Origin of the sequence: Octadecabacter sp. SW4, from assembly GCF_008065155.1 — a bacterium.
GTDB lineage: Bacteria > Pseudomonadota > Alphaproteobacteria > Rhodobacterales > Rhodobacteraceae > SW4.
Genome location: NZ_CP042819.1, coordinates 2133497 through 2158891, shown reverse-complemented (window position 1 = coordinate 2158891; position 25395 = coordinate 2133497). Strand labels below are relative to the sequence as shown.

Below are 25395 nucleotides of genomic sequence, written 5' to 3'. Positions count from 1 at the left end.
TGGACCCATGGGCGCTGACGTCAGACACCGGCCGATTTTGTTGAAAAACTCCGAAATTCAGATGTCGCAATTTTCCGACAAAACCCCATGATGCCAAGAAGTCAGGTGAAATCGTTTGCAAGGCGCAGAGAGCTGGCACATGAGCGGCGAAAGACCAATTTGGCCGACGCCCTCGCCGCCGAAAGCTGGTTGATCTGTATGGCGAAAAATTTCGCTGCTCTGGGTCAAAAATGGAGCTTTTCAACAAAATCGGCCTATTTTGTTGAAAAACTCGGGGTTGATCGAGAGGTAAGTCGCTGATTCAATTCGTCCTGCAAGGGGGGATTTTGCGATGATGGGCCCGAGGCAGGAAGCACAAGCAGCGTTGTTCTATCAGTTCTCGCTGGAGGATCATGTTCCCCAAGATCATCTTTTGCGGTCAATCGACCAGTTCCTCGATCTGAGCGACATTCGTCAGTATCTGGCCGAGTTCTACAGCCATACTGGTAGACCTTCTGTCGATCCAGAACTGCTGATCCGTATGTTGCTGGTGGGGTATTGCTTTGGAATCCGGTCCGAGCGGCGTTTGTGTGAAGAGGTGCATCTGAACCTCGCCTATCGCTGGTTCTGCCGTCTGGATTTGAGCGATCGCGTTCCCGACCACTCCACCTTCTCGAAGAACCGCCATGGCCGTTTCCGTGAGAGCGAGTTGCTTCGGCATCTGTTTGAGACGACCGTGGCCCGCTGCATCACCGAAGGTCTGGTCAGCGGGCAGCGCATGGCCATTGATGCCAGCTTGATTGAAGCGAACGCGAACAAACAGAACTCGACACCGAAGGAAGATTGGGACGCGGCCAGCATCGATCCGACCGATGCGCCGAGGGCGATTCGCGAGTATCTCGACACGCTGGACGAGGCTGCGTTCGGCGCAGCCAGCGAGGTGCAGCCCAAGTTCACCTCGCATTCCGATCCGGCCAGCCAATGGACCGCAGCACGCAAAGGGCCGGCATTCTTTAGCTATTCCGACAACTACCTGATCGATACGGATCATGGCGTGATCTTAGATGTTGAAGCCACCAGATCGATCCGGCAGGCCGAGGTTGGATCAACGAAGACCATGCTGAAACGGGTCAAAGCGAAGTTTGATCTGCATCCTGAACGCATAATCGCTGACACTGCCTACGGTACTGGCCCGATGTTGGGCTGGCTGGTCGAACGCAAGATCGCGCCGCACATTCCGGTCTTTGACAAGTCCGGGCGCAACGATGGCACCTGGACGCGGGCCGACTTCGAGTGGGATGCCGAGAACGATCAATACGTCTGCCCGGAAGGGCACGCTCTCAAGCAGTTCCGGCGTAACTACTCGGACCCGAACCGGGGACCGACCGGAAAAGGCACAGCGCGCTATCGCGCCTTGAAAGAAGTTTGTCAGGTCTGTCCGTCTAAGTCCAAATGCTGCCCGAACGCCGATACGCGCAAAATCACCCGCGAAGAACACGAAGATGCACGCCAGGTTGCCCGCGACATCGCCAAAACCCGCCAGTACGATATCTCTATGAAACTCCGAAAGAAGGTCGAAATGCTCTTCGCCCACCTCAAGCGCATCCTTGGCCTGGGACGGCTGCGATTACGTGGGCCATGCGGCGCAAACGACGAATTCCTCCTCGCAGCAACAGCCCAAAACCTCCGCAAACTAGCTAAGATCTTTCCTGCACCGCAGCAAACGCGCAAAGCCTGATCACAAAGGCACTCGCGCTCAGTTCAACGCATCACTTCCTGCGCTAGCAACACGTTGTTTTTCCACAGAATCGGCCCATAGCCGCCGTTCGACGTCATCGCAGCGAACGGCAACTCCGAGCCCACAATGACCAATGCTGCGTTTTGCACCAACGACCAGTCTGGAAAAGAGAGATAAATGCCTCTCAACATCCCTGCCCATTGCTGCCGTTCACCTACCCTCGGTCATGCGGATGTGCAGCCTACCAGACCGGACACTCGCCAAACACGCAAAATTGGGAGGTGGTTGAACTCACGGTCTGCGATCTGTTTTCATAGGGTATGCGCAACACTTTAATCTTTTGGGAAATATGGAGTGGCTAATATAAAGTATCGCACATGAAAGTTGTATACGGACCTAGAAATGTCCGAGATGTGGGATCGGTGGCAACGCGGTGATTCAATGGGCTCGAAAGGCCGTCAAATCAACCGTGAGTCGTCTTCGATTGCTCAAGATTTGAACCCGTCAACTTCGACGGTCGGTCGCGAAGTTCGCAAAAACTGAGGACTAACTGCTTAGCCTCATGTAGGGCCGCAAAGGGCACACCATATGATTTCACTTCGTACGCTCAGCACTCAGTGGAATTGCGAGCCCTTGAGAAGTCTGCGGTAAGCGTTTGGCAATAAGTTCTACCGTCGTGTCGATGTGGTTTTCAACCAGCGCAACGCAACGTTCGATGTCGCCATCAATCGCGCTTTCAAAAATTTCGGCGTGTTCCTGGCTAACATCACGGTGTTTGCGATTGTCCTTCAGAACAAGGCGGTGATAGCGATCGCTGTGTTGATGAAGGAGCCGTCTGAAATCAATCAGCCACGGGTTTCGGCAGTTCTGCACCAGACAATCATGGAACTGTCTATTCCGAAGATGCCATTCGCTCGTCAGATTGAGATCTTGCTTGGATAACAAACGGTCTTCGACAAGCTTTAATTTGCGATAGGCCGCAAATAGATCACCCTCCCAATTGTCGTCGCGGTGATCGAGTGACGAGCGTAGCGCGCCTATTTCGACGATCTTGCGGGCTTCGCTGATGCTGCGGAAATCATCGAGGCTCAGATCACGAACCCAGAACCCGCGCTGGCGCTCTGTTGTGACAAGGTTGTCGATGAGTAGTCGCGACAGGGCTTCGCGCATTGTCGCTGTCGAGACATCGAACTTGAGCCGTAGTTTGTCCACCTGGAGGCGGGTTCCGGGTGGCAGGTCGAAGTTGAGGATCTGATCCCTAAGCTGTGCCTGCACCGTTTCAACGGCCGTTTTCTTGGTCTGATTTGGATTTTCAATATTCATGGGGCCCTGCACTTCAGAGATTTTGTCATACTTAGCGCAGATCATACTGACAACCAACGATAAAGTTCTGATAAAACGTTTATACAAACCTAAAGCGTTTATAAAATTGACAAAACGTTTTTTCAGGAACACTGTGCAGGCTGGGACTGGTCAAATTTCAGAGGGGGACACCATGACGGATCACGAACAAGGGGGTGTGGGCGATGTGCCGAAGATCACTCTATACAACAACAGGATGTCTCCCTGTGCCCAGAAGGTGCGCATAGTCTTGGCGGAAAAGGTAATTCCCTATGAAACACGGGATGTTGATCTTCCGGGGAAGGAGAACTTGCAGCCCTGGTATCTAAAGCTCAATCCGGCGGGCGTGGTGCCGACTCTTGTTGATGGGGACCATGTTCTGCGGGAATCGTCACTGATCTGCGAATATCTTGACGAAGCCTATTCCGGTGACGTGTCACTGCGGCCGGACGCGCCGCATCTTCGGGCTGAAATTCGACTGTGGATGAAACATGTCGATAACAGCCTGCATCCGTCATGTGGGGCGTTGCAATGGCCGTTGGCGATGCGACCGCGGCTTTTGGAGATGGACCGGGATGAAGCGCTTGCGCTGATTGCTCAGGTGGTCGAAGCCCCACGCAGAGAGCGTCAAAAACGACTTTTTGACAAAGGGCTTGATGCGCCTGATGTCAGGAATGCGGTTGGCGTTTATTGTCAGACGATTGATCGGATGGAACGGGACTTGCAGGATCGCGATTGGTTGATTGGCGACCACCTTAGCCTCGCTGATATTGTGGTTGCACCATATTTCCAGACGCTTTTGCAGTACGGCTGGACCGATCTTTACGCGGCAACACATCCGCGCGTCACCGGTTGGATTGAACGATTGCAGGGTCGGGACAGCTGGAAGGCGGCAATCAAGGCAGACTTTGACGCCGAAACACGGGCGTATTTGCGCGGAATCGGCACCAAGGCGTGGCCCAAAATCCAAACCCACATGGCGTATACCGGCGCATCCTGACGAATCTGTCATGAAATGGTGGAACGATCCGTCCCACTGTCAGGAACGTGTCCAACCAAAATCTAAAGTGATAAGTTGCTTCGCCATCGCGCGAATGCCTTGCAATACAAAGGAAAATCAATCCCACGAAGAGCAAAAACGTTCTTAATGTTTCAAAAACGTTTTTAAGGTTGACGAAACGACTTTAACTGAGCATCGTTCTGAATAGCTGGTTCGGCGGTGTGCCGGGCATTGATCAAACTCTGGAGATGATATGCTGGATAACGGGACCCTCACTGAACACATGCTGTTTATTGACGGCGAATATCGGTCGGCTCTTTCGGGGCGAATGTTTGATAAGGTGTCGCCTGCGACGGGTCAGGTCATTGCGCATGTCCATGAGGCAGGCCGCGAGGATGTGGACCATGCTGTTCGTGCCGCAAAGGCTGCGCTGAATGGTCCCTGGGGCCGTATGGCTGTAGTAGAACGGGCGGGCATCCTGCAGCGCGTATCGCAAGGCATCAATGATCGCTTTGAAGAGTTTCTGGCGGCCGAAGTGGCTGACACCGGCAAGCCATCCAGTCTTGCGCGGATGGTTGATATTCCGCGCGGCGGGGCGAATTTTTCTACTTTCGCTGATATGATAAAGAACCTCGGTTCGGAGTTCTTCGAGACCGATACTCCCGACAGCGGCAAAGCGATCAACTACGGCGTGCATCGGCCCAAAGGGGTAATCGCGGTAATCAGCCCTTGGAATCTGCCGCTGTTGTTGATGACATGGAAAGTTGGACCCGCGTTGGCATTGGGCAATACGGTCGTTGTCAAACCGTCCGAGGAAACACCGCACACGACGACCCTTTTGGGCCAGGTCATGAATGACGCGGGCGTGCCGAAAGGGGTCTACAATGTCATCCACGGGTTTGGCCCAGAGTCAGCCGGTGAAATGCTGACGCAACATCCGCTTGTCAACGGGATCACGTTTACTGGTGAGACCGCGACCGGCGAGGCGATCATGAAGCAGGCCGCCGTTGGGCTGCGTGATATTTCGTTGGAGCTCGGTGGCAAAAACGCGGCGATCGTCTTCGCAGATGCCGATCTGGATAAAGCCGTCGCAGGCACGATGCAGTCCGTATTTGCCAATTGCGGCCAGGTTTGTCTTGGAACCGAGCGAGTCTATGTTGAGCGCCCGATCTTTGATGAATTCGTTTCCCGGCTTAAAGATGGCGCGGAAGCCATGGTTCTGGGCGGACCGGACCATTCGGGTGTGAATATGGGGCCGCTGATTTCTGCGGAACACCGCAAGAAGGTGCTGTCCTATTTCGAGCTGGCCAAGCAGGAAAATGCAATCGTTGTGACAGGGGGCGACGTGCCAACGTTTGATGATGCGCGTGATGGCGGCCATTTCGTAGAACCGACGATTTGGACTGGCTTGCCAGAAACCAGCCGCGTTGTTCGCGAAGAGATTTTCGGCCCGTGCTGCCATATCACTCCGTTCGATTCAGAGGATGAGGTGATCGCAATGGCTAACGACAACGATTATGGCCTCGCGAGTGCGATCTGGACACAGAACATTTCTCGCGCACACCGCGTCGCACCAAAAATTGAAGTGGGCCTTGTGTGGGTAAATTCCTGGTTTTTGCGCGATCTTCGCACGGCTTTTGGTGGCTCCAAAAAGTCAGGCATCGGACGCGAGGGCGGCGTGCACTCGCTCGAGTTTTATTCAGAGCGCGCAAACATTTGCGTGAAGCTTTAAGGAGAGAATTGGCGATGTCTGACACGATTGAAACCACAGCAAAAGCCCTGATTGCAGCGGGACGCGATTGTGCGGCGGTCGCGCCGATTGCCGCGGACTTCGGCAACAAAGCCGATGTTGACACAGCCTATGCCGTTCAAAAAGCCGTGACAAAAGCCGCGCTAGCGCAGGGTCGTCGGATTGTTGGGCGCAAGATCGGCCTGACTTCAACTGCGGTTCAAACGCAGATGGGTGTGGATCAACCCGATTACGGGATGCTGTTTGCGGACATGGAATATGCCGATGGCGACACCATTCCTGCTGATGCGTTGATTCAACCGAAAGTCGAAGCGGAAATTGCTTTTGTTCTGGGGCGTGACCTGCCGGCCGTGGATGTAACAACCGCAGAATTGATCGGCGCGATCGATTATGCGTTGCCCGCTATTGAAATCGTAGACAGTCGTATCCGGGACTGGAAAATCGGCATCTTCGACACGATTGCCGATAACGCATCGTCCGGGCTTTATGTGCTTGGGTCGCGGCCCGTGCGTCTTGCCGATTTTGATCTGCGGCTCTGCGGAATGGTGATGGAGCGGATGGGGCAACCGGTCAGCTTCGGGGTTGGCGCTGCCTGCATGGGCAACCCGCTGATCGCATCGCTCTGGCTTGCCCGTCGCATGGCACAAGTCGGGCGTCCGCTGATGGCGGGTGATGTGATCCTGTCCGGTGCGCTCGGCCCGATGGTCACCGCCGCTCCAGGGGACACGTTTCGCGTTTCAATCAATGGCCTCGGCGAGGTTACAACCCATTTCGCAAAGGAAGAATAGGCATGACTTTTAAGGTTGGGATAATTGGGTCGGGCAATATCGGCACGGACCTCATGATGAAAATCCTCAAAGGCTCGGATGAGCTTGAGATGGGCGCGATGGTCGGGATCGACCTGGAAAGCGACGGGCTGAAACGCGCAGCTGATCTTGGCGTGCTTATCACTCACGAAGGGCTGGAAGGTTTGCGCGCTCTGCCGAATTACAAAGATATATCCATCGTGATGGATGCGACGTCGGCCGGGGCACATATGAAGCACCATCCTGTGCTGGTGGCCGATGGCAAACAGATCATCGATCTGACGCCTGCGGCGATTGGGCCTTTCGTCGTGCCATCCGTGAACCTCAATGAAAACCGTGGTGAAAGCGCGCTGAATATGGTGACTTGCGGCGGGCAGGCGACGATTCCCATGGTTCACGCGGTACGCCGTGCGACGGATCGTCTGATCTACGCCGAGATCGTTGCATCGGTCTCGTCGCTCTCGGCAGGACCGGGAACGCGGGCAAATATTGACGAGTTCACCCAGACCACCAGCCGCGCAATCGAGAAGGTCGGCGGAGCGGAGCGGGGCAAGGCGATTATTATCCTCAACCCTGCCGACCCACCGATGTTGATGCGCGATTCCGTCTTTACACTCAGCCAGGGCGGCGACGAAGCCGCCATCCGCGACAGCGTCGCGCGCATGGTGGAAGAGGTGCAAACCTATGTGCCAGGCTACCGTTTGAAACAGGACGTGCAGTTTGAAAGCATTGGCGACAACGCGCCGCTGAACGTGCCTGGCATCGGGCGGGTTTTTGGCCTGAAAACGTCGATCTTCATCGAGGTCGAAGGCAACGCCGACTACTTCCCGTCCTATGCAGGCAATCTCGACATTATGACGTCAGCAGCGAAGGCGGCTGCGGAAAACTGGGCGCGCGCCCATAAAGTGGCGGCAGCGTAAAATGGCAATCCTCAACAAAGACAAAATTTACGTTCAAGACGTGACAATGCGCGACGGGATGCATGCCCTGCGCCACCAGATGAGCCTCGACGATGTGGCGACAATCGCAGGTGCGCTTGATCGGGCGGGTGTCGATGCGCTGGAAGTTACCCATGGGGACGGGCTTTCGGGGTCGTCGTTTAACTACGGGTTTGGCAGCCATTCCGATCTAGACTGGATTGGTGCGGCGGCGGACGCTGTGGAAACGGCCCGCATCACGGTGCTTTTAGTACCCGGCATCGGTCTGGCAGATGATCTGAAGGACGCATATGGCGCCGGTGCCCGATCAGTTCGGATTGCCACCCATTGCACAGAGGCTGATGTATCACGCCAGCACATCCGTGTGGCCCGTGACCTAGGATATGACACGGCCTGTTTCCTGATGATGGCGCATATGACGTCGCCTGAAGCCTTGGTCGCACAGGCGCTGTTGATGGAAAGCTATGGTGCGGAATGCGTCTATGTCGTGGACAGTGCGGGTGCAATGCTGCCTGCTGATGTGACCGCGCGGGTGACTGCACTGCGTGAAAATCTGAAGTCGGAAACGGAAGTCGGCATTCACACCCATGAAAACCTGCATCACGGCGTTGCCAATGCGGTGGCCGGAATCCAGGCCGGCGCGGTGCGGGTCGATGGATCGCTTGCCGGACTTGGGGCAGGGGCCGGAAACGCCCCGATTGAAGCCATGATCGCGGTCTTTGACCGGCTTGGGATACAGACCGGGTGTGATTTCGCGCAGCTTTCGGCCACGGCTGATGATGTTGTGCGCCCGTTGATGGACCGCCCTGTTCGGGTGGACCGCGAAAGCCTGATGCTGGGGTATGCGGGTGTCTACTCGTCGTTCCTGCGTCACGCAGAAAAGGCAGCCGCAGACTACGGCATTCCGACTTCGGACATTCTTGTTGAGTTGGGTAAACGAAAAATGATTGGCGGTCAGGAAGACATGATCGTCGATGTCGCTTTGGACCTTGTCGCTGCACGAAAGGATGCATCATGACGAACTCTCTCTCAGCAATCGCAAAACGGCTTGATGATGCCATCCAATCTGCCACAGCGACCCACCAGTTGCCGAATGACCAGCAGGTCGATGCAGCCACAGGTTACGCCATTCAGGCCATGGGGATCGAGCTGCGCCAGCAGCGTGGTGAACGCATTGTCGGTGTCAAAATGGGCCTGACCAGCCGCGCCAAGATGGAACAGGTGGGTGTCGAGGAGGTCACATGGGGACGTCTGACCGACGCAATGCGTCGCGAAGAAGGCGGCACGCTGGTTCGGGCCGATTTTATCCACCCACGCGCAGAACCCGAGATTGCGTTCGTTCTGGGCCGTCGCTTGACCGGAGAGGTCAGCATGGCGGAGGCCGCGCTTGCCATCGAAGCGGTCGCACCCGCGATTGAGATCATCGACTCCCGATATGAGAATTTCAAATTTTCGCTGGGCGATGTTGTGGCTGACAATTCGTCGTCAGCCGCGTTCTTTATCGGCCCCTTTGCGCGTCCCGATGTCGACATTGCCAATCTGGGCATGGTTCTTTCCATCGACGGGAAACCGCGTGAGGTGGGGTCGTCCGCCGCAATTCTCGGCCATCCGCTACGCGCACTTGTTGCGGCAGCACGGATGAGCGCGCGTGCGGGCCATGTGCTTGAACCAGGCGATATCGTTCTTGCCGGTGCTGCAACAGCGGCGGTGCCGGTGACGCCCGGAATGCAGGTTGAAGTCGAAGTTCAACACATTGGCCGCGTCAGATTTGACGTTTCCTAAGGGAGAAATGACATGCCGCTCGTAGAAATCACGATCATCGAAGGGCGCACCAGCGCGCAGAAATCAGACCTCATCACGCAGGTAACGGATGCTGTCGAACGTGCGATTTCCGCCCCTCGTCAAGCCATCCGTGTGGCGATCCGCGAATTGCCCGCCGAGCATTGGGCCATCGGCGGGGTTTCCATCGCTGAAACCCGTGCGGCACAGGCCGAAAAGAAAACGCCGAGCTAGCCGTTGCCGACATGAAGATATTGCCGCCCCGATCGTGGGGCTGCCACGAATAAACGTCTAGAGATGCGGGAGGGCATTGATAAATGTTAGAAAACCCAGAAATTGGTAGTCAAATCACGATCGACGGCATCAAGACGAATTACCATGATATCGGGGACGGCCATCCGGTCTTTTTCATTCATGGCTCGGGGCCGGGTGTGTCCTCCTGGGCGAACTGGCGGCTGAACCTGGCGCCGATTGCCGCCCATGGGGTCCGGTGTATTGCACTGGATATGGCTGGCTTTGGCTATACTGACGCGCCCGAGGGCTTGCAGTTTTCCCGCGATGCCTGGGTCGAACATTTTGCTGCATTCGTGGATAGCCAGACGCGCGACAAGATTTCCATTGTCGGCAATTCGTTTGGTGGCGCGATTGCCTTGGCTTATGCGATCCGGTTTCCGGAGCGGGTCGACCGCTTGGTCCTGATGGGCGCTGTCGGGCTGGATTTCCCGATCACGCAGGAACTTGATCAGGTTTGGGGACACGTTCCGACTGTGGAAAACATGGTGGAGCTGCTGAAGATATTCGCTTTCGACGCGTCATTTGTGAACGACGACCTAGCAGAACTGCGCCACCGCGCTGCGATGCGTCCGGGCGTGATGGATGCTTATTCGTCCATGTTCGAAGAACCACGTCAAGACGCCCTGAGCTCCCTTGCATCTCGCGAGGATGACGTCGCGCGGGTGAGAGTTCCTACCCTGATTGTTCACGGGCAGGACGATCGGGTTATCCCTGTCGATGTTTCCAGACGGCTGTTCGCGCTGCTTGGGAACTCGGAACTGCATCTGTTTCGCAATTGCGGACACTGGACACAAATCGAAAAGGCCGACCGTTTCAACACGATTGTCGGTGATTTCTTAAACTGATTGCGATCCGCTGGAATGCCGGCGCCAGAACAAAGACGAACTCTCCCGGTCCTTGCGGCTGGCGGATTACTAAAAGGAGGAGGCAACATGTCTGTGAACTATAATAATGCGGCGGCCGGAGAGACGATCAGTCTTGCAGGCGTGTCGAAAACCTACATGACCGCAAAAGGGCCTCTGCCCGTGTTGCGCGATATCGACCTTGAGGTCAAAGCGGGTGAATTCGTTTCGTTCGTCGGACCATCCGGCTGCGGCAAATCCACTTTGCTTAAAATCATCGCCGGCCTTGTAAGCTATGACACCGGCAATGTTTCCGTCGGCGGTGATGCACCGCGTGAGGGACGCGAAGATATCGGTTTCATGCTACAACAATCGGTTCTGATGCCTTGGCTGAACGTCAGCAAGAATGTGGAACTGCCCTTTGCAATCTCGGGCCGTCGCGATGGCAACACGGCCAAACGGGTAGCGGACCTCCTTGAGCTTGTCAGCCTTACTCCTGTTGCAAAACTTAATCCTTGGGAATTGTCGGGCGGCATGCAACAACGCGTTGCGCTTGCGCGGGCGCTGGCGCTCGATCCGGGCATCATGCTGATGGACGAACCATTCTCGGCACTTGACGAATTCAAGCGCGAATTTCTGAACATCGAAGTTGCACAGATGGCCGATACGCTTGGCAAGACCACATTGCTGGTGACGCACTCTATTGCCGAAGCCGTCTTGATGTCGGACCGCATCATCGCGTTGGGGGCCAATCCAGGGCGGGTTGTCGGCGATATCAAAGTCGATCTCGAACGCCCGCGTCGCTCCGACATGGTCGGCACCGACCGTTTTCAAGAAATCAGCAACGAAGTGCGCGTCGCATTGGCCGCCGATCTACAAGGGGCCAAGTAATGACAAATTCAATTCTCTATCGGGTCGGGTTGCCGACCTTCGTGGGGGTCTCGATCATCGGACTCTGGCAGTTGATGAGTGTTGTCGGGGCGATAAATCCGATCATGATCCCGTCGCCGTGGGACATCGGCGTTGCTTTCAGTGAGCTCGTGACGCGCGGATATTTCTGGCAGGCTACATGGTTTACCTTGCAAGAAACAATTTACGGTTTCGCAATTGGTGTAACGCTCGGGTTGATCATCGGTGCACTGACGGGAACATTCCCGATGTTTCGCACTGCTATCTACCCTTTCGTAATCGCGTTTCAAAACACACCCCGTGTAGCATTGGCTCCGATCTTTCTGACATGGTTCGGCTTCGGCATGACGTCCAAGGTCGTGATGGCTGCTGTGATCTGCTTCTTTCCTGTCGTGATCAACACTGTCGCCGGTATGGCAAGCGTTGGAGACAACGCCAAGATGCTGTTCCGGTCATTGGGTGCGAGTAGGGCACAGACGTTTTTCCGCCTCACTTTGCCGGGCGCGTCAGAAATTGCCTTTGCCGGCATAAAGACGGCGCTGACGCTTGCTTTGTTGGGTGCGATCGTTGCCGAGTTTGTCGGTGGATCCGTCGGTCTTGGCGTGTTGATCAAGGAACTGAATTTCCAGCTCGAAGTCGCCAAAGGATTTGCTGTTGTGCTGTTCCTCGCCGTGATCGGCCTAACCCTCTATGGGCTGATCGAGCTGCTTGAACGCTACCTGATCACTTGGAAACACGACTGATAAATGCTGCTTAGATTTTGTTTATCGGAGTATCGGAAAGGAGACGTCGATGAAGAAGCTAAAACCAAACACCAACGCGGTCGTGAACTTGCCGCAATCAAATCAACAAGGGAGAAGACAATGAAGCAACTGTTTAAAACCACCGGCATGGCCGCAATCGGCGCTGTGGCGCTGCAAATGGGAACGATGAATGCGGCGTTCGCGCAAGACCTGACACCGCTGGAAGTGCTGCTTCCGATCCCCGAGGGCTTTGCCTTCACACCGCTGATCGTTGCCCGCGAGCTGGGATACTTCGCCGATGAAGGCATCTCTGTCTCGACAGTGGTCGCTGACGGTTCCGGCTACCTTTCTCAGCAGATCGTGGCGGGGAACAGCGAATTTGCACTTATGGGCGCGACCGATGCGGTCGTCGCTTTCAACCGGCGCGATGATATTCGCGTTCTTTTTTGCAATCAGGTGAAAAACGTCTACAGGATCGTTGCACGCGCCGATACGGGCATCACGTCGATGGCAGGTCTGGAAGGCAAAGTGCTTGGCTACACCGAGGCCGGCGGCGGCGAAAGCCAGCTCGTCTCGGCAGCGATCGCCGAGGCAGGCTTGGTCGTCAACCAGACGATCACTGTACTTCCGATTGGCCCAGCAGGCCCGCAATCTCTGGTCGCTTTGCAACAAGACACCGTGCAGGCTTATAGCTCGAGTTTTCCCGATGTCGCAGTTCTGGCTGCATCGGGTATCGAGTGGGTCGACATTACGCCTGAAACCTACTCGAACGTCCCAGGGGCATGCATGGTGACGACTGAGGAAGTTCTTTCTACAGAGGAAGGGATGAGCGTTGCAAAGGCTCTGACGACCGCGTGGGTCGAAGGCCAATACTATGCTATCGAAAATTCACAGGCGGCATTTGATCTTGTCTGTGACGCCGTCGAGGTGGCATGTGAAAGCCCAGTCGTCGCCGCAGCATTCTATGCCGAAGCTATGAACCTCATCACGCCTCCTGAGGGTCAGCGTCCGGGCGAACTCAAGCTGTCGTCGTGGCAAACTGTTGTGGACATCCTTGCGTCAAGCGAAACGGTTTCCGCAGACTTTGATGTTGCGCCATTGATTTCCGGCGACAATGTGCAAGCAGTTATCGACGCGGCCTACGCCGACCGTTAAATTCGCTGTTTTGTGCTGCAGTTAGTAACGGTATTTGAACTTTAACAAGAACGCCCCGACTATAAAGCTCGGGGCGTTCTTGCCTCATACCGCGGCAATTCGACCACCCTAAAGCGAACTCTCACAGCATTGTCCACGATTAGTAATTTGGACTCACGGCCGTCATTAGAAAAAGTCGCAGCATTTTGGGGTTCAACCCTCAATGAACGGCAGCTTTCACGAGGCCGCATGAGAACTGGCGCAAACGAAACGAAGGGCCGGTTTCCGCCCTTGGTGCATTTTGCCTCAATTGTAACCAGATGAGAGCGGCCTTTGGTGAAACAAAACTTAAGGTCGGGTTCGTCCCGCACAGCAGACCTCTATGTAAAGCGCCGCGAATGTCTCCTCCCCGCCCTTGAAGCATACTGTTGATACCGACCACTAAGCATCTGTTATGCACTTCGTTGAATGCAGCTTCTTAAAAGCTCTTGAGATTTCTTGTTTTCGAGCTTGTTGCCGCGCCGCATTCCGCCGTCTCTCGTCGATTGCTGAACGAGAACTGCCGAGGTCATTGGCAACTTCAGACGGCAATATCTTGAAGATCTGTGCCAAGAAATAGCTGAATGGCGTCAACTCTTCTTTCTTGGTTTCCGCGGGAAACCCGGTGCTCCGTAGCCACCAGTTGTCCAAGTCCAATTGCAAGTCTGCCTTTAGACCATCTTGGTAACGCATACCGACATTCTTCTTTCCATCTTCATCCTTTGGACTGCGCGGGTCCATCCTAGCAAGCACGTCCAGTGATGCCAAAAGCTGGCCTGACGTCATGGGCGCTAGATCATAGTCCAAAATCTTGCCCAGACCGAGTTGTGTAGCTTGGTCAATTGCTAACGATAATTTACTAGCCTTCGATGCTATCCCTTCAATTTTCACCACTTCACCCTTGTTGAGATACCCGCGCCAATCGACGCAAGTCCGGCTAAATTTATGAAGTAAAATTTCCAAGAGATCCCACTCCGAGACTGAAACTGTTAGCTCAATGTGGAAATTTCGTTTCAAACCAGCGGCGATCTCGTCGCGCCGTTTTTGATCAATCGGCCTTAGACTGTCCCTTTCATCAAATTTTTCTGTCTCTGGCATATGATCCCTTCCTTATGACTGGGCGATAGACAAGCAGTGACCAGCCCAGGCAGTCATCAGTTCACGCCTTTTTTCTAAAGCGTCGGCACGCCGATATGCTCTTTCTGTTTCGTTGCCAACTTGATGCGCCAGCGCTTGCTCCGCGATATCTCGCGGGAAGTGTGTTTCATCTCCGGCCCAATCGCGGAATGCAGACCGAAAGCCATGGACGGTGTAGATGTCCATTTTGATACGCCTCATAAGCATCGTATTGGCCATGTTGGACAATGGTTTATCCGGTTTCTGTCCAGCAAAGACAAAGTCTGACACTTTGCGGTCAGATAGATCCTTAACGATTTTTGAGGCACGGGCTGACAGCGGCACTCGGTGTATTTTTCCGGCCTTCATCCGTGATGCAGGCACCGTCCAAACACTCTTCTCGAAATCAAATTCACTCCATACCGCCTCGCGAACCTCGCCCGACCTAGCGGCCGTCAATATGAGGAACTCAAGGGCGCGCGCTGAGTTCGCTTCAAGGCTCTGCAACCTTTCTACAAAAGCTGGAACTTCCGAGTATGGCATAGCGGCATGATGGCCACGCGACAGTTTGGTTCTAGCGGGCAGTATGCTCTTGAGGTGCCCGCGCCACAGCGCCGGGTTTTCACCCGATCGCCAACCACGGACCTTGGCATAGTCAAGAACCCGTTCAATGCGGCCGCGCAGTCGAGACGCCGTCTCGGGGATGGTCTGCCAAATCGGGTTTAGGATCCGAAGCACATCGTCGGTATTGACGTCTGATACACTCTTCGATGCGATCGGCTTGGCATATGTCAAAAGCGTTGCCCGCCATTGCGCACGATGCTTTTCATTGCGCCACTGAGGCTCCATGGATTTGATGAACAGTTCAGCGCATTCGCCGAAGGTTGGAACAGCCTCCCTTTTGCGCTCGACGATCGGATTGCGGCCATCAGCTATCGCCTCACGGTGTTCCGCGGCCAACGCGCGCGCCTTCGCTAGAGAAACTGCCGGGTAAGGTCCGAGACCCAACTCATGGCGTTTGCCGCCGCTCTTCCAGATAAAGCTCCACGAGCGGCTGCCCGAAGTTCTAATGCCTAAGTATAACCCTCCACCATCGCCCAACATGCCAGCTTTGGTAGACGTCTTGCAGGTCCGGTCAGTCAACTTGTGAATTGCGCGTGCCACGTGGATGTCCCTAACTTTGACCCTAACTTGAGTTAGGGATAATAGTGGACTTCCGTGGATGAGCAAGGACATGTTTTCGCATAATGAGTATAAAAACATAAGATTAGTGGGCGGTTACAGACTAATACGGACGGCAGTTCGGCGGACTGAGTCTCCGCCATCCACACCCCATTGATATTGTTGGCAAGTATGGCGCCGCACAGGGCGTGTGTACCGCTTGCTTCGGGTATGTAATCGGGGTGTGAGGCGGCGAATTTCCGCATCTCAACGAATTTTGGCCACTTAATCTCAAATCCAGATGTTAACGGGTCACTTTTGTGCAGAGCATTGCGTTCAAGGTGCAAATTTTTTGATGGCCTGAAGCACCGGCTTCAATATCTTCGGAAGGCTGTGGAGTATCATCCGCTGGGCGTCCCAATCGGCTGGGTGCCGGTTGTGACCTGTGCGCGCAAATCGGGTCCGAGGAACGACAGGTCGTGTAAGTCGCGAAAACGACTGCGGCAGGTGCCTGAGTTGGCGATCGCGCCGACGGAAGTCCAGTCGAGAAGGGCGAAAGGCGGGCGTTCGCTGGAATTGGCAGCCGGAATGAAACCTTGATCCACCTTAAATGGGGCGCAAACTGGTCAAAATTCTGGGACCACCACTGGTGGGGGTCCCCACATTCAACTTCGATGCTGGAGATACGTCACGACCAGACAGGTTGATCAGCCGCGCAATGATTGCGTCTGATCAAATTGTAAGTTGAAAATGTCGGCCACGAATGGCGCAACAGTCCGCCCGCATACATTTGCCAAAAATAGACCGGCTCGCGACCCGGACGCGACACCGTTGAATGATGTGCAGCCATCTGAACTTGGGGGCGCCGTTGCCTCACCCAAGGGTGAAACAACGGCACTGTTTCGTTGGCGTTTATTGCAACGCTTGATCAGTAATCACGCTTGTCCACGCCCCTTCGGGTGCGACTGTAATTACCGGATCCGAGCCACCGCCAAGCAGTGTCGCGACGGTGCGTTCGTAGTCCGCCTCGTCCAAGGCACCGTCAGAACCGGCTGTCAGTTTGGCAATCTCGGTCATCATGCGGATCTGTGCTTGCTCGGACTGCGTACCAGTTTCATCGTTGTCCACGACGATACCTGCCGCTTCCTCGACGTTCTCCTCGGCGTATTTCCAACCGCGCATCGACGCGCGCACGAAACGCACCATGTTATCAACGAACACCGGATCCTCGAGGTTTTCTTCAAGCACATACATGCCGTCTTCGAGGGTAGCGACACCTTGATCTTCATACATGAAGGTCACCAGTTCGTCAGGATCAACACCCGCATCCAGCACCTGACCGTATTCGTTGTAGGTCATCGTGGAAATGCAGTCCGCCTCGCGGTTCAGCAGCGGATCAACGTTGAAACCCTGCTTGAGGACCGTGACACCGTCTTCGCCGCCTTCGGTCGGAATACCGACCTGGCTCATCCAGCTGAGGAACGGATATTCATTGCCAAAGAACCACACGCCGATGGTCTTGCCGCGGAAATCCTCGACGCCGGTGATGCCGGTGTCTTTCCAGCATGTCAGCATCAGGCCGGACGTCTTGAACGGCTGGGCGATATTGACCACAGGCAAGCCGCGTTCACGCGCCGCCAGCGCTGACGGCATCCAGTTCAGCATCACATCGGCCCCGCCACCGGCAAGCACCTGCGGTGGCGCGATATCGGGACCGCCCGACAGGATCGTCACGTCCAGCCCTTCTTCCTCGTAGAACCCCTTGTCCAAGGCCACGTAGTAGCCCGCAAACTGAGATTGTGTGACCCACTGCAACTGCAACGTTACGCTGCCTGCGTGCCCTTCGGCGTGGACCGCCGTTGCGCCGATGCCCGTCGCGAGCGCGGCTGCTATCATTAGATTTTTCATCGTGTTGACCTCCTAGTCAGTTGAATGATTTGGCTATTCCGCCTTGTTATCGTTGAGAGGGGTGCCAGAACGTCACCCGTTTTTCGATGAGCGCCACCGCGCCATAGAATGCTGTGCCCACAAGTGCGGTGACAACGATTTCGGCCCAGACCATATCCATCGCCAGACGCCCGACCGAAGTCGAAATGCGAAACCCCATGCCCAGCGTCGGCGAACCGAAGAACTCGGCAACAATGGCACCGATTAACGCCAGAGTCGTCGCAATTTTCAATCCGTTAAAGATAAACGGCATCGCCACAGGGATGCGCAACTTGAACAGCGTGGCCCAGTATCGCGCGCCGTAGGTGCGCATCAGGTCGCGTTGAATGGCCGAGCTATCCTTGAGCCCCGCAACCGTATTCACAAGGATCGGAAAGAACACCATGACACTGACGACCGCCGCCTTGGACTGCCAGTCACTGCCCAGCCACTTCACGAAAATTGGCGCGGTTCCGACGATGGGAAGGGCTGCAAGGAAGGCGCCGACGGGCAAGATGCCTTTGGTCAGGAAATCGGATCTATCAGCGATGATGGCAACGAAAAAGGCAGCAACCGCCCCGACCAGATAACCTGTCAAAGCGCCCTTGATAATGGTTTGCTGAAAGTCCGCCCAGAGCAGTGGCAATGAATTGGCGAACTGCACGGCGATGGCGGATGGCGCGGGCAGAATAACCGCGCTGATGTCCAGCATCTGCACCAGAACCTCCCAGATGAGCAGGATTGTGACGCCGAAAATGGTCGGGATAATCAGGCTCACCACGGGCGCGTCAGCGGCCGAGGAATTGGACAGTCGGGTGTTGAGCCACCACCCGCCAATCCAGATGACAAGGGCAATCGCATAGGCCATCACGCCGCCTCCATGCCCATTTGGCGCAGGGTGCGCCGTTCAATCATGCTTAGGATCGCCAGCAATCCAGCGGCGGTAATCGCGGCGGCAAGCAGCGCCGCCCATGTCACCAAAGGCTGGCCATACTGATCGCCCACCAACATCCGCGCGCCAAAACCGGCCTTGGCCCCTGTCGGCAATTCACCGACAATCGCGCCCACCAATGCGGCCGAAATACCGATCTTGAGCGAAGCAAAAAGATAGGGGATCGACGCGGGAAGCCGCAGCTTCCAGAACCCTTGGCTGTCGCTCGCATTATAGGTGTGCAGCAGATCAAGCTGCATCGCGCCGGGGCTGCGCAACCCCTTGACCATCCCTACGACGACGGGAAAAAAGCTGAGGTATGCGGAAATTACCGACTTGGGCAAAAGCCCCTGTATCCCGACCGACCCCAAAATCACGATGATCATCGGCGCCAGCGCGAGGATCGGAATGGTCTGCGAAACGATGGCCCAAGGCATCACGGATTTATCCATCGTCTTGTTCAGAACGATCCCGATCGCCAGCAATATCCCGAGGGTTGTGCCAATCGCAAAGCCCAGCAATGTGGCCGAAAGCGTGACCCAACCGTGATAGACAAGGCTGCGCCGCGAAGTGACTTTCTGTGTGAATACAGTGTTATACAGCTCGACCGCGATCTGATGCGGTGACGGCAAACGCGGGCGCACCTGCACAAAGGTCAGCGGAATAATATCTGGGTTTTTCAGGGCCAGCGTCAGCCCCAGATAGTCTTGCCGGTCGGCTGCAGATGCAGGGGTGATCACGATGTCATCGCGCGCCGCCTGATCGGCAGTCAGATGCGCGTTCATCGGAATGACGGCCAGCGTCCAGATCAAAAGGATCGCTGCAATGATCGTCAAAACCGGAAAGAACGCGCCGCTTTTATTCATCGCCATGCCCCGCGCGCAGGCCTTCGCGGACGCGGTGCGCAACCGCGATAAACGCGGCTGAATCGCGAATATCCAACGGGCGTTCTTTGGGTAGCGGGCTGTCGATAATGTCGGAAATTCGTCCCGGTCTAGGTGACATCACAACGATTTTCGTGCTCAGATATACGGCTTCGGGGATCGAGTGCGTTACGAAAGCGATGGTCTTTTGCGTGCGCGCCCAAAGCTGCAACAACTGCTCGTTCAGGTGGTCGCGCACGATCTCGTCAAGCGCGCCAAAGGGTTCATCCATCAACAGAATATCGGCATCAAACGCCAAGGCACGCGCAATCGAGGCGCGTTGCTGCATACCGCCGGACAACTGCCAGGGAAACTTCTGCTCGAACCCCGCGAGTTCGACCAGTTCCAGAACGCGGGCGACACGCTCGGCCTGCTCGGCTTTGGAAAACCCCATGATTTCAAGCGGTAAACGGATATTCCCGCCAATCGTGCGCCACGGATAAAGCCCCGCCGCCTGAAACACATAGCCATAGGCGCGCGCGCGCCGCGCCGCATCGGGCGTCATCCCGTTGACGGAAATGTCACCCGCCGTCGGCGTTTCCAGCCCGGCGATACAGCGCAGGAACGTGGTCTTGCCACAGCCCGACGGGCCGATGAAACTGACGAAGTCTCCCTTGTTGATGTCGAGGTTCACGTCCTTGAGGGCATGGACGGGGCCATCGTTCGTCTGAAACGTCAGGTCGAGGTTTTGGGCGGAAATGACTGTCATCGCGGGGTTTGCACCTCGCCCCGGACCTGATCCGGGGCCTCGCCGCCAAGTTCATAGAGGCCCCGGATCAGGTCCGGGGCGCGATAAGTTTTTCTCACTGAATCAAACCCCCGTCACCGGAATACCGGACCGTTTCACCGGCCGTGGCGAGGTGAGTTCTTTCCATGATGACAGCGCCTTGTTGGTCGCGGTGTTGCCCTCGCGACGCACGAACTTGCCGTGGCCTTCCTGCGTGCGAATTTCGCCATCGTGCACGGCGACTTGGCCGCGTGTCAGGGTAAAGCGTGGCAGGCCTGTCACTTTCTTGCCCTCGAACACGTTGTAATCAATGGCAGATTGCTGCGTGTCGGCGGTGATCGTTTTGGACTTTTTCGGATCCCACACCACCAGATCGGCATCCGCCCCGACCAGCACCGCACCTTTGCGCGGATAGCAGTTGAGGATTTTCGCGATGTTGGTCGAGGTCAGCGCCACAAATTCGTTCGGCGTCAAACGTCCGGTTTCAACGCCGTGCGTCCAAAGCATCGGCATCCGGTCTTCCAGCCCGCCCGTGCCGTTTGGGATTTTCGTGAAATCGCCCACGCCGTGGCGTTTCTGGTCGGTCGTAAAGGCGCAGTGATCCGTCGCGACAACCGACAGCGAGCCTGACTGGATACCAGCCCAAAGGCTGTCTTGATGTTTCTTGTTGCGGAAGGGCGGTGACATGACGCGCCGCGCGGCGTGGTCCCAATCCTTGTTGAAATACTCGGACTCGTCCAGCGTCAGGTGCTGGATCAGCGGCTCGCCCCAGACGCGTTTGCCTTGGCTTCGCGCACGGCGGATCGCCTCGTGTGAGTCCTCGCAGGATGTATGCACCACATAAAGCGGCACGCCCGCCATATCGGCGATCATGATCGCGCGGTTTGTCGCCTCGCCCTCGACCTGCGGGGGGCGGGAGTAGGCGTGTGCCTCGGGGCCGGTGTTGCCCTCGGCCAGCAGTTTGGCAGAGAGTTCGGCCACCACATCGCCGTTTTCAGCGTGCACCATCGCAATCCCGCCAAGTTCGGCAAGCCGTTGGAAAGACGCATACATTTCGTCGTCATTCACCATCAGCGCGCCCTTGTAGGCCATGAAGTGCTTGAAGGTGTTGATGCCGCGGTCCTTGATGACGGTTTCCATATCTTCGAACACCTTTTCACCCCACCACGTCACCGCCATATGGAACGAATAGTCGCAATTGGCGCGGCTTGATTTGTTGTCCCAGCGCTTCAGCGCCTCGTGCAGCCCTTCGCCCTGATTGGGCAGCGCAAAATCAACAACCATCGTCGTGCCACCGGCCAGTGCGGCGCGGGTGCCGCTTTCGAAATCATCGGTGGAATAGGTGCCCATGAATGGCATCTCGAGGTGCGTATGCGGATCAATCCCACCGGGCATGACGTAGCAGCCCGTGGCGTCCAACTGATCATCACCCTTCAGGTTCGGCCCGATCTCGATGATCTTGCCACCGTCGATCAGGACATCGGCCTTGTAGGTCAGATCGGCAGTGACGATTGTGCCGTTTTTGATAACTGTGGTCATGGGGTTTCTCCTTGACGATACCCGCCCCGAACTTGATCCGGGCCCTCGGCCACAGAGATCAAGGAATGGCGTGTGTCATGTCTTGCCAGTGTGGGTTTGCTTGGGTGATCAGCGCATCTTTCCATGCGCGGCGCCATCTCTTGAGCAAGCGCTCGCGTCGAAGGGACGTCTCGAAATCGTCGTGCGCCTCGAACCAGACGAGGGTTTTGATTTTGTATTTTGCCGTATGGGCAGACAGGCCAGACCGGTGCGCTTCTACGCGCATACGCAAGTTTCGGGTGCGACCCATGTAGAGAGCACCGCCGGGTCGCGAGGCCATGATGTAAACAAAGTGGGGCATACTGTTTTTGTGCCTGACCTTGGTTAACGACAGGTGAACCACGCCCCGGACTTGATCCGGGGCCCCTCGGCGTCAGAAGCATGAGGTCCCGGATCAAGTCCGGGGCGTGATTGACAGGATCCCTCACGCCACAATCTCCGCCGTCTCAACAACCGCATGCAGCAGCACATCTGCGCCTGCCGCGGCCCACTCCTGCGAGATATCTTCGGCTTCATTGTGCGATAGCCCGTCAACGCAGGGGCACATCACCATCGCCGTGGGGGCGGTGCGGTTGATCCAGCAGGCGTCGTGGCCCGCGCCGGAAATCAGGTCACGATGTGAATATCCAAGCCGTTCGGCGGCGTTGCGCACCGCCGTGACGCAGCCCGCGTCAAACGTCACGGGATCAAACCCGCCGACCTTTTCAAACTCTACCGTCATCCCCATGTCATCAACGATTTTCCGCGCCTCGGCATGCAGCCGCGCTTCCATGTCTTCGATCACCGCGAGGTTGGGCGAGCGCAGATCGACGGTGAACACCACCTTGCCGGGGATCACGTTACGCGAATTGGGATAGACGTCGATATGGCCCGCCGCACCGACTGCATGGGGGGCATGGGACAGGGCGATTTCCTCGACCTTATCCAGTATCCGCGCCATCGCCAGCCCTGCGTTCTTGCGCATCGGCATGGGCGTTGAGCCGGTGTGGCTTTCCTTGCCCGTCACCGTGACTTGGGTCCATGACAGCCCCTGACCGTGGGTGACAACGCCGATATCCTTGCCCTCGGCCTCGAGGATCGGTCCCTGTTCGATGTGCAGCTCGAAGAAGGCGTGCATCTTGCGATCGCCGACCTTTTCGTCGCCCTTCCAGCCGATCCGCTCCAGTTCGGCCCCGAATGTCTTGCCCTCGGCGTCGGTGCGCCCATATGCCCAGTCCTGCGTGTGCATTCCCGCAAACACGCCGGACGCCAGCATCGCGGGGGCAAAGCGGGTGCCTTCCTCGTTGGTCCAGTTGGTGACGACAATCGGGTGTTTCGTTTTGATCCCAAGGTCATTGAGCGTGCGGATAATCTCGAGCCCGCCAAGTACGCCCAACACGCCATCGTATTTGCCACCCGTGGGCTGTGTATCAAGGTGCGAGCCGACATAGACCGGCAGCGCGTCAGGGTCTGTGCCTTCGCGGCGCGCGAACATATTGCCCATCTGGTCAAGGCCCATCGTGCAGCCCGCGGCCTTGCACCAATCCTGAAACAGGTGGCGCCCTTGGCCGTCTTCGTCGGTGACGGTCTGGCGGTTGTTGCCGCCGGCGACGCCGGGGCCGATCTTGGCCATCTCCATCAGACTGTCCCACAAACGGTCGCTGTTGATTTTCAGATTTGCCCCGATGGTCGCCATTTGAATTTCCCCGCATATTTGACCAACTGGTCAAAGGAACGCTAACAGAGGGTATGGGTGAGTCAAGGATTGTGCTTAACCATTGCGCCTTATGTCGCTAGACACGCCCAATGATTGGGCAACTTGCCTTGATGTAGCCAGCAAAGTGGATGCCCTAGATGTCGAAATCCGAAACACGCATCCAGAAAAAGAACCAGGCCACGATTCTTGCGGCAGGGCTTGAGGTTTTTTCCCAATACGGATTTCGCGGATCGACATTGGATATGATTGCCGAGGTCGCCGGGCTGTCCAAGCCGAATCTGCTCTATTATTTTTCGTCCAAGGACGCGATCTACAAGACCCTTTTGGCCCAGCTTCTCGAGAACTGGATGGAGCCTGTTTACGCGATCAATGCGGACGGTGATCCGGTCGAGGAAATCCTGAACTATGCAAAGCTCAAGCTGAAGATGAGCCAGAATTTCCCGCGTGAAAGCCGCCTTTTTGCCAACGAAATCCTGCAAGGCGCGCCTCAAATCAGTGATGTGCTGCACGGTGAATTGCGCCGCGCCGTTACCGATTTGGCAAAGGTCATAGAGGGCTGGATTGCGGCGGGGCGTATCCGCCCTGTCGATCCCTATCATCTGGTGTTTTCGATCTGGTCGCTGACCCAGCATTATGCCGATTTTGACGTGCAAATTCGCGCTATCATGGGCGACACCGACCCGATGATCGGCGCAGAACATCACATCGAAGACATCCTGCGCCGCCTGCTGACGCTCTAGCTATTCCGCTGCGGTCACCGACGGATTGTTCGGGTGCGTCGTCCAGTTTGCATAGTCCTTTTCAACGACCTTGCCTGTGCGCGGATCGATCGTGCCGGGGGTCATTTGTTCCATCGTGATGCAGTTTTCGACCGGGCAGACATCGACGCATAGATTGCAGGCCACGCATTCCTCGTCGATCACGGTGAAAGTGCGATCTTCGGACATGGCGATCGCCTGATGCGAAGTGTCCTCGCAGGCCGCATAACAGCGCCCACAGGCGATGCAGGCGTCCTGATCAATCTTGGCCTTGGCGACATAGTTCAGGTTCAGATACTGCCAATCGGTGGTGTTGGGCACGGCCGCGCCCATGAAATCGGCGATGCTTGTGTGGCCCTTTTCGTCCATCCATTGTGACAGGCCGGAAATCATCTCATGGACGATCTTGAAACCGTATGTCATCGCCGCCGTGCAGACCTGCACGTTGCCGCAGCCAAGGGTGATATATTCCGCCGCATCGCGCCATGTGGTGATGCCGCCGATGCCGGAAATTGGCATGCCCGCCGTTGCCGGGTGGCGCGCTATTTCCGAGACCATCGACATGGCAATCGGTTTGACCGCAGGACCGCAATAGCCGCCGTGCGTGCCCTTGCCGTCGATGCTGGGCTCGGGTGACATCGTATCAAGATTCACAGAGGTAATCGAATTGATTGTGTTGATCAGGCTGACCGCATCCGCCCCGCCGCGCCGCGCGGCTTCGGCGGGTTTGCGCACGTCGGTAATGTTGGGCGTCAGCTTTACGATGACGGGTTTCGAGTAATACTGCTTGCACCAGCGCGTCACCATTTCGATGTATTCCGGGACCTGGCCGACGGCGGCGCCCATACCGCGTTCCGACATCCCGTGCGGGCAGCCGAAATTCAGCTCGATCCCGTCAGCGCCTGTGGCTTCGACGCGCGGCAGGATCGCTTTCCACGATTCCTCCTCGCAGGGGACCATGATCGACACGACGATCGCGCGATCAGGATAGTCTTTCTTGACGCGGGTGATTTCTTCGAGGTTGATCTCGAGCGAGCGGTCGGTGATCAGCTCGATGTTGTTGATCCCCAGAACGCGGCGATCTGCCCCGTAAATGACACCATACCGCGGGCCGTTGACGTTAACGATCGGTGGCCCCTCCTCGCCAAGCGTTTTCCAGACGACACCGCCCCAACCCGCCTCGAATGCGCGGCGCACGTTGTATTCTTTATCCGTGGGCGGGGCCGAGGCCAGCCAGAACGGATTGGGGCTTTTGATGCCCAGAAAATCAGTTGTCAGATCAGCCAT

25 protein-coding genes are annotated in these 25395 nt (G+C 56.4%); 14 read left to right on the top strand and 11 right to left on the bottom strand.

Translation table 11 applies throughout. The features are described 5' to 3' along the window. Positions 1–105: 105 nt before the first annotated feature. Both FTO60_RS10595 and FTO60_RS10590 read left to right on the top strand, forming a co-directional pair. Complete coding sequence (locus tag FTO60_RS10595; protein WP_148055931.1) at positions 106–300, top strand: hypothetical protein; 195 nt, start codon at positions 106–108, stop codon at positions 298–300. Between the two features lie 31 nt (positions 301–331). Then, the gene (locus FTO60_RS10590; protein WP_148055930.1) at positions 332–1717 is read left to right on the top strand and encodes an IS1182 family transposase; all 1386 of its coding nucleotides are present in this window, start codon (positions 332–334) and stop codon (positions 1715–1717) included. Between the two features lie 594 nt (positions 1718–2311). Here the strand turns inward: FTO60_RS10590 and FTO60_RS10580 are convergent. Beyond that, on the bottom strand, positions 2312–3172 hold the full coding sequence (locus FTO60_RS10580) for a GntR family transcriptional regulator (RefSeq protein ID WP_148055929.1): 861 nt from the start codon (positions 3170–3172) through the stop codon (positions 2312–2314). Positions 3173–3212: 40 nt separating this feature from the next. Between FTO60_RS10580 and FTO60_RS10575 the strand changes: the two genes are divergently transcribed. The 11 genes from FTO60_RS10575 (at position 3213) to FTO60_RS10525 (ending at position 13274) form a co-directional block, all read left to right on the top strand. Then, positions 3213–4058, top strand: a complete 846-nt coding sequence (locus FTO60_RS10575) for a glutathione S-transferase family protein (protein WP_148055928.1) — start codon at positions 3213–3215, stop codon at positions 4056–4058. A gap of 283 nt (positions 4059–4341) precedes the next feature. Beyond that, positions 4342–5790 carry a 2-hydroxymuconic semialdehyde dehydrogenase gene (locus FTO60_RS10570; protein WP_148055927.1) on the top strand — a complete coding sequence of 483 codons (1449 nt, stop codon included), beginning with the start codon at positions 4342–4344 and terminating at the stop codon, positions 5788–5790. 14 nt (positions 5791–5804) lie between these two features. Continuing rightward, positions 5805–6596 (top strand): 2-keto-4-pentenoate hydratase, encoded by a 792-nt coding sequence (locus tag FTO60_RS10565; protein ID WP_148057126.1) that lies wholly within the window; start codon positions 5805–5807, stop codon positions 6594–6596. A 2-nt stretch (positions 6597–6598) separates the two neighbouring features. Continuing rightward, the gene (locus FTO60_RS10560) at positions 6599–7534 is read left to right on the top strand and encodes an acetaldehyde dehydrogenase (acetylating) (protein WP_148055926.1); all 936 of its coding nucleotides are present in this window, start codon (positions 6599–6601) and stop codon (positions 7532–7534) included. Position 7535: 1 nt separating this feature from the next. Further along, the gene (gene dmpG / locus FTO60_RS10555; RefSeq protein ID WP_148055925.1) at positions 7536–8570 is read left to right on the top strand and encodes a 4-hydroxy-2-oxovalerate aldolase; all 1035 of its coding nucleotides are present in this window, start codon (positions 7536–7538) and stop codon (positions 8568–8570) included. After that, positions 8567–9334: a 2-keto-4-pentenoate hydratase gene (locus FTO60_RS10550; RefSeq protein ID WP_148055924.1), complete on the top strand. Its 768-nt coding sequence runs from the start codon at positions 8567–8569 to the stop codon at positions 9332–9334. Before dmpG ends, FTO60_RS10550 begins: the two co-directional genes overlap by 4 nt. A gap of 12 nt (positions 9335–9346) precedes the next feature. Continuing rightward, complete coding sequence (locus FTO60_RS10545; RefSeq protein ID WP_148055923.1) at positions 9347–9565, top strand: 2-hydroxymuconate tautomerase; 219 nt, start codon at positions 9347–9349, stop codon at positions 9563–9565. An 83-nt stretch (positions 9566–9648) separates the two neighbouring features. Further along, entirely contained in the window at positions 9649–10470 is an 822-nt protein-coding gene (locus tag FTO60_RS10540; protein ID WP_148055922.1) for an alpha/beta fold hydrolase, read from the top strand. A 15-nt stretch (positions 10471–10485) separates the two neighbouring features. Next, complete coding sequence (locus tag FTO60_RS10535) at positions 10486–11358, top strand: ABC transporter ATP-binding protein (protein ID WP_148055921.1); 873 nt, start codon at positions 10486–10488, stop codon at positions 11356–11358. Further along, positions 11358–12119, top strand: a complete 762-nt coding sequence (locus FTO60_RS10530; protein WP_148055920.1) for an ABC transporter permease — start codon at positions 11358–11360, stop codon at positions 12117–12119. The genes FTO60_RS10535 and FTO60_RS10530 overlap by 1 nt, the downstream gene beginning before the upstream one ends. A 120-nt stretch (positions 12120–12239) precedes the next feature. Next, entirely contained in the window at positions 12240–13274 is a 1035-nt protein-coding gene (locus FTO60_RS10525; protein WP_172623868.1) for an ABC transporter substrate-binding protein, read from the top strand. 420 nt (positions 13275–13694) lie between these two features. Here the strand turns inward: FTO60_RS10525 and FTO60_RS10520 are convergent, their stop codons facing one another. The 9 genes from FTO60_RS10520 to FTO60_RS10480 all read right to left on the bottom strand — a co-directional run bounded on the left by FTO60_RS10520 (position 13695) and on the right by FTO60_RS10480 (position 23329). After that, complete coding sequence (locus FTO60_RS10520) at positions 13695–14390, bottom strand: hypothetical protein (RefSeq protein WP_148055918.1); 696 nt, start codon at positions 14388–14390, stop codon at positions 13695–13697. Between the two features lie 12 nt (positions 14391–14402). Further along, positions 14403–15572 carry a site-specific integrase gene (locus FTO60_RS10515; protein WP_254696781.1) on the bottom strand — a complete coding sequence of 390 codons (1170 nt, stop codon included), beginning with the start codon at positions 15570–15572 and terminating at the stop codon, positions 14403–14405. A 909-nt stretch (positions 15573–16481) separates the two neighbouring features. Further along, positions 16482–17477, bottom strand: a complete 996-nt coding sequence (locus FTO60_RS10510) for an ABC transporter substrate-binding protein (RefSeq protein ID WP_148055916.1) — start codon at positions 17475–17477, stop codon at positions 16482–16484. A gap of 46 nt (positions 17478–17523) precedes the next feature. Then, complete coding sequence (locus FTO60_RS10505) at positions 17524–18363, bottom strand: ABC transporter permease (RefSeq protein WP_148055915.1); 840 nt, start codon at positions 18361–18363, stop codon at positions 17524–17526. Next, entirely contained in the window at positions 18363–19292 is a 930-nt protein-coding gene (locus FTO60_RS10500) for an ABC transporter permease (RefSeq protein ID WP_148057125.1), read from the bottom strand. The genes FTO60_RS10505 and FTO60_RS10500 overlap by 1 nt, the downstream gene beginning before the upstream one ends. Beyond that, positions 19285–20058 carry an ABC transporter ATP-binding protein gene (locus FTO60_RS10495; protein ID WP_148055914.1) on the bottom strand — a complete coding sequence of 258 codons (774 nt, stop codon included), beginning with the start codon at positions 20056–20058 and terminating at the stop codon, positions 19285–19287. Before FTO60_RS10495 ends, FTO60_RS10500 begins: the two co-directional genes overlap by 8 nt. Positions 20059–20160: 102 nt before the next feature. Further along, a complete protein-coding gene (gene hydA, locus FTO60_RS10490; RefSeq protein WP_148055913.1) occupies positions 20161–21615 on the bottom strand; it encodes a dihydropyrimidinase in 1455 nt (484 codons plus the stop codon). A gap of 58 nt (positions 21616–21673) precedes the next feature. Continuing rightward, positions 21674–21955 carry a GIY-YIG nuclease family protein gene (locus FTO60_RS10485; RefSeq protein ID WP_148055912.1) on the bottom strand — a complete coding sequence of 94 codons (282 nt, stop codon included), beginning with the start codon at positions 21953–21955 and terminating at the stop codon, positions 21674–21676. 123 nt (positions 21956–22078) lie between these two features. Then, positions 22079–23329 (bottom strand): Zn-dependent hydrolase, encoded by a 1251-nt coding sequence (locus FTO60_RS10480; protein ID WP_148055911.1) that lies wholly within the window; start codon positions 23327–23329, stop codon positions 22079–22081. Between the two features lie 158 nt (positions 23330–23487). Here FTO60_RS10480 and FTO60_RS10475 point away from each other — a divergent pair, with 158 nt between their 5' ends. Further along, positions 23488–24090 (top strand): TetR family transcriptional regulator C-terminal domain-containing protein, encoded by a 603-nt coding sequence (locus tag FTO60_RS10475; RefSeq protein ID WP_148055910.1) that lies wholly within the window; start codon positions 23488–23490, stop codon positions 24088–24090. Here the strand turns inward: FTO60_RS10475 and preA are convergent, their stop codons facing one another. Then, complete coding sequence (preA, locus tag FTO60_RS10470; RefSeq protein WP_148055909.1) at positions 24091–25395, bottom strand: NAD-dependent dihydropyrimidine dehydrogenase subunit PreA; 1305 nt, start codon at positions 25393–25395, stop codon at positions 24091–24093. It lies immediately after the preceding gene.

Coding starts and splice junctions, on each gene's coding strand:
- FTO60_RS10590 (WP_148055930.1), top strand. CDS start 332: ATGATGGGCCCGAGGCAGGAAGCACAAGCAGCGTTGTTCTATCAGTTC.
- FTO60_RS10575 (WP_148055928.1), top strand. CDS start 3,213: ATGACGGATCACGAACAAGGGGGTGTGGGCGATGTGCCGAAGATCACT.
- FTO60_RS10570 (WP_148055927.1), top strand. CDS start 4,342: ATGCTGTTTATTGACGGCGAATATCGGTCGGCTCTTTCGGGGCGAATG.
- FTO60_RS10565 (WP_148057126.1), top strand. CDS start 5,805: ATGTCTGACACGATTGAAACCACAGCAAAAGCCCTGATTGCAGCGGGA.
- FTO60_RS10560 (WP_148055926.1), top strand. CDS start 6,599: ATGACTTTTAAGGTTGGGATAATTGGGTCGGGCAATATCGGCACGGAC.
- dmpG (WP_148055925.1), top strand. CDS start 7,536: ATGGCAATCCTCAACAAAGACAAAATTTACGTTCAAGACGTGACAATG.
- FTO60_RS10550 (WP_148055924.1), top strand. CDS start 8,567: ATGACGAACTCTCTCTCAGCAATCGCAAAACGGCTTGATGATGCCATC.
- FTO60_RS10545 (WP_148055923.1), top strand. CDS start 9,347: ATGCCGCTCGTAGAAATCACGATCATCGAAGGGCGCACCAGCGCGCAG.
- FTO60_RS10540 (WP_148055922.1), top strand. CDS start 9,649: ATGTTAGAAAACCCAGAAATTGGTAGTCAAATCACGATCGACGGCATC.
- FTO60_RS10535 (WP_148055921.1), top strand. CDS start 10,486: ATGCCGGCGCCAGAACAAAGACGAACTCTCCCGGTCCTTGCGGCTGGC.
- FTO60_RS10530 (WP_148055920.1), top strand. CDS start 11,358: ATGACAAATTCAATTCTCTATCGGGTCGGGTTGCCGACCTTCGTGGGG.
- FTO60_RS10525 (WP_172623868.1), top strand. CDS start 12,240: ATGAAGCAACTGTTTAAAACCACCGGCATGGCCGCAATCGGCGCTGTG.
- FTO60_RS10520 (WP_148055918.1), bottom strand. CDS start 14,390: ATGCCAGAGACAGAAAAATTTGATGAAAGGGACAGTCTAAGGCCGATT.
- FTO60_RS10510 (WP_148055916.1), bottom strand. CDS start 17,477: ATGAAAAATCTAATGATAGCAGCCGCGCTCGCGACGGGCATCGGCGCA.
- FTO60_RS10505 (WP_148055915.1), bottom strand. CDS start 18,363: ATGGCCTATGCGATTGCCCTTGTCATCTGGATTGGCGGGTGGTGGCTC.
- FTO60_RS10500 (WP_148057125.1), bottom strand. CDS start 19,292: ATGAATAAAAGCGGCGCGTTCTTTCCGGTTTTGACGATCATTGCAGCG.
- FTO60_RS10495 (WP_148055914.1), bottom strand. CDS start 20,058: ATGACAGTCATTTCCGCCCAAAACCTCGACCTGACGTTTCAGACGAAC.
- hydA (WP_148055913.1), bottom strand. CDS start 21,615: ATGACCACAGTTATCAAAAACGGCACAATCGTCACTGCCGATCTGACC.
- FTO60_RS10485 (WP_148055912.1), bottom strand. CDS start 21,955: ATGCCCCACTTTGTTTACATCATGGCCTCGCGACCCGGCGGTGCTCTC.
- FTO60_RS10480 (WP_148055911.1), bottom strand. CDS start 23,329: ATGGCGACCATCGGGGCAAATCTGAAAATCAACAGCGACCGTTTGTGG.
- FTO60_RS10475 (WP_148055910.1), top strand. CDS start 23,488: ATGTCGAAATCCGAAACACGCATCCAGAAAAAGAACCAGGCCACGATT.
- preA (WP_148055909.1), bottom strand. CDS start 25,395: ATGGCTGATCTGACAACTGATTTTCTGGGCATCAAAAGCCCCAATCCG.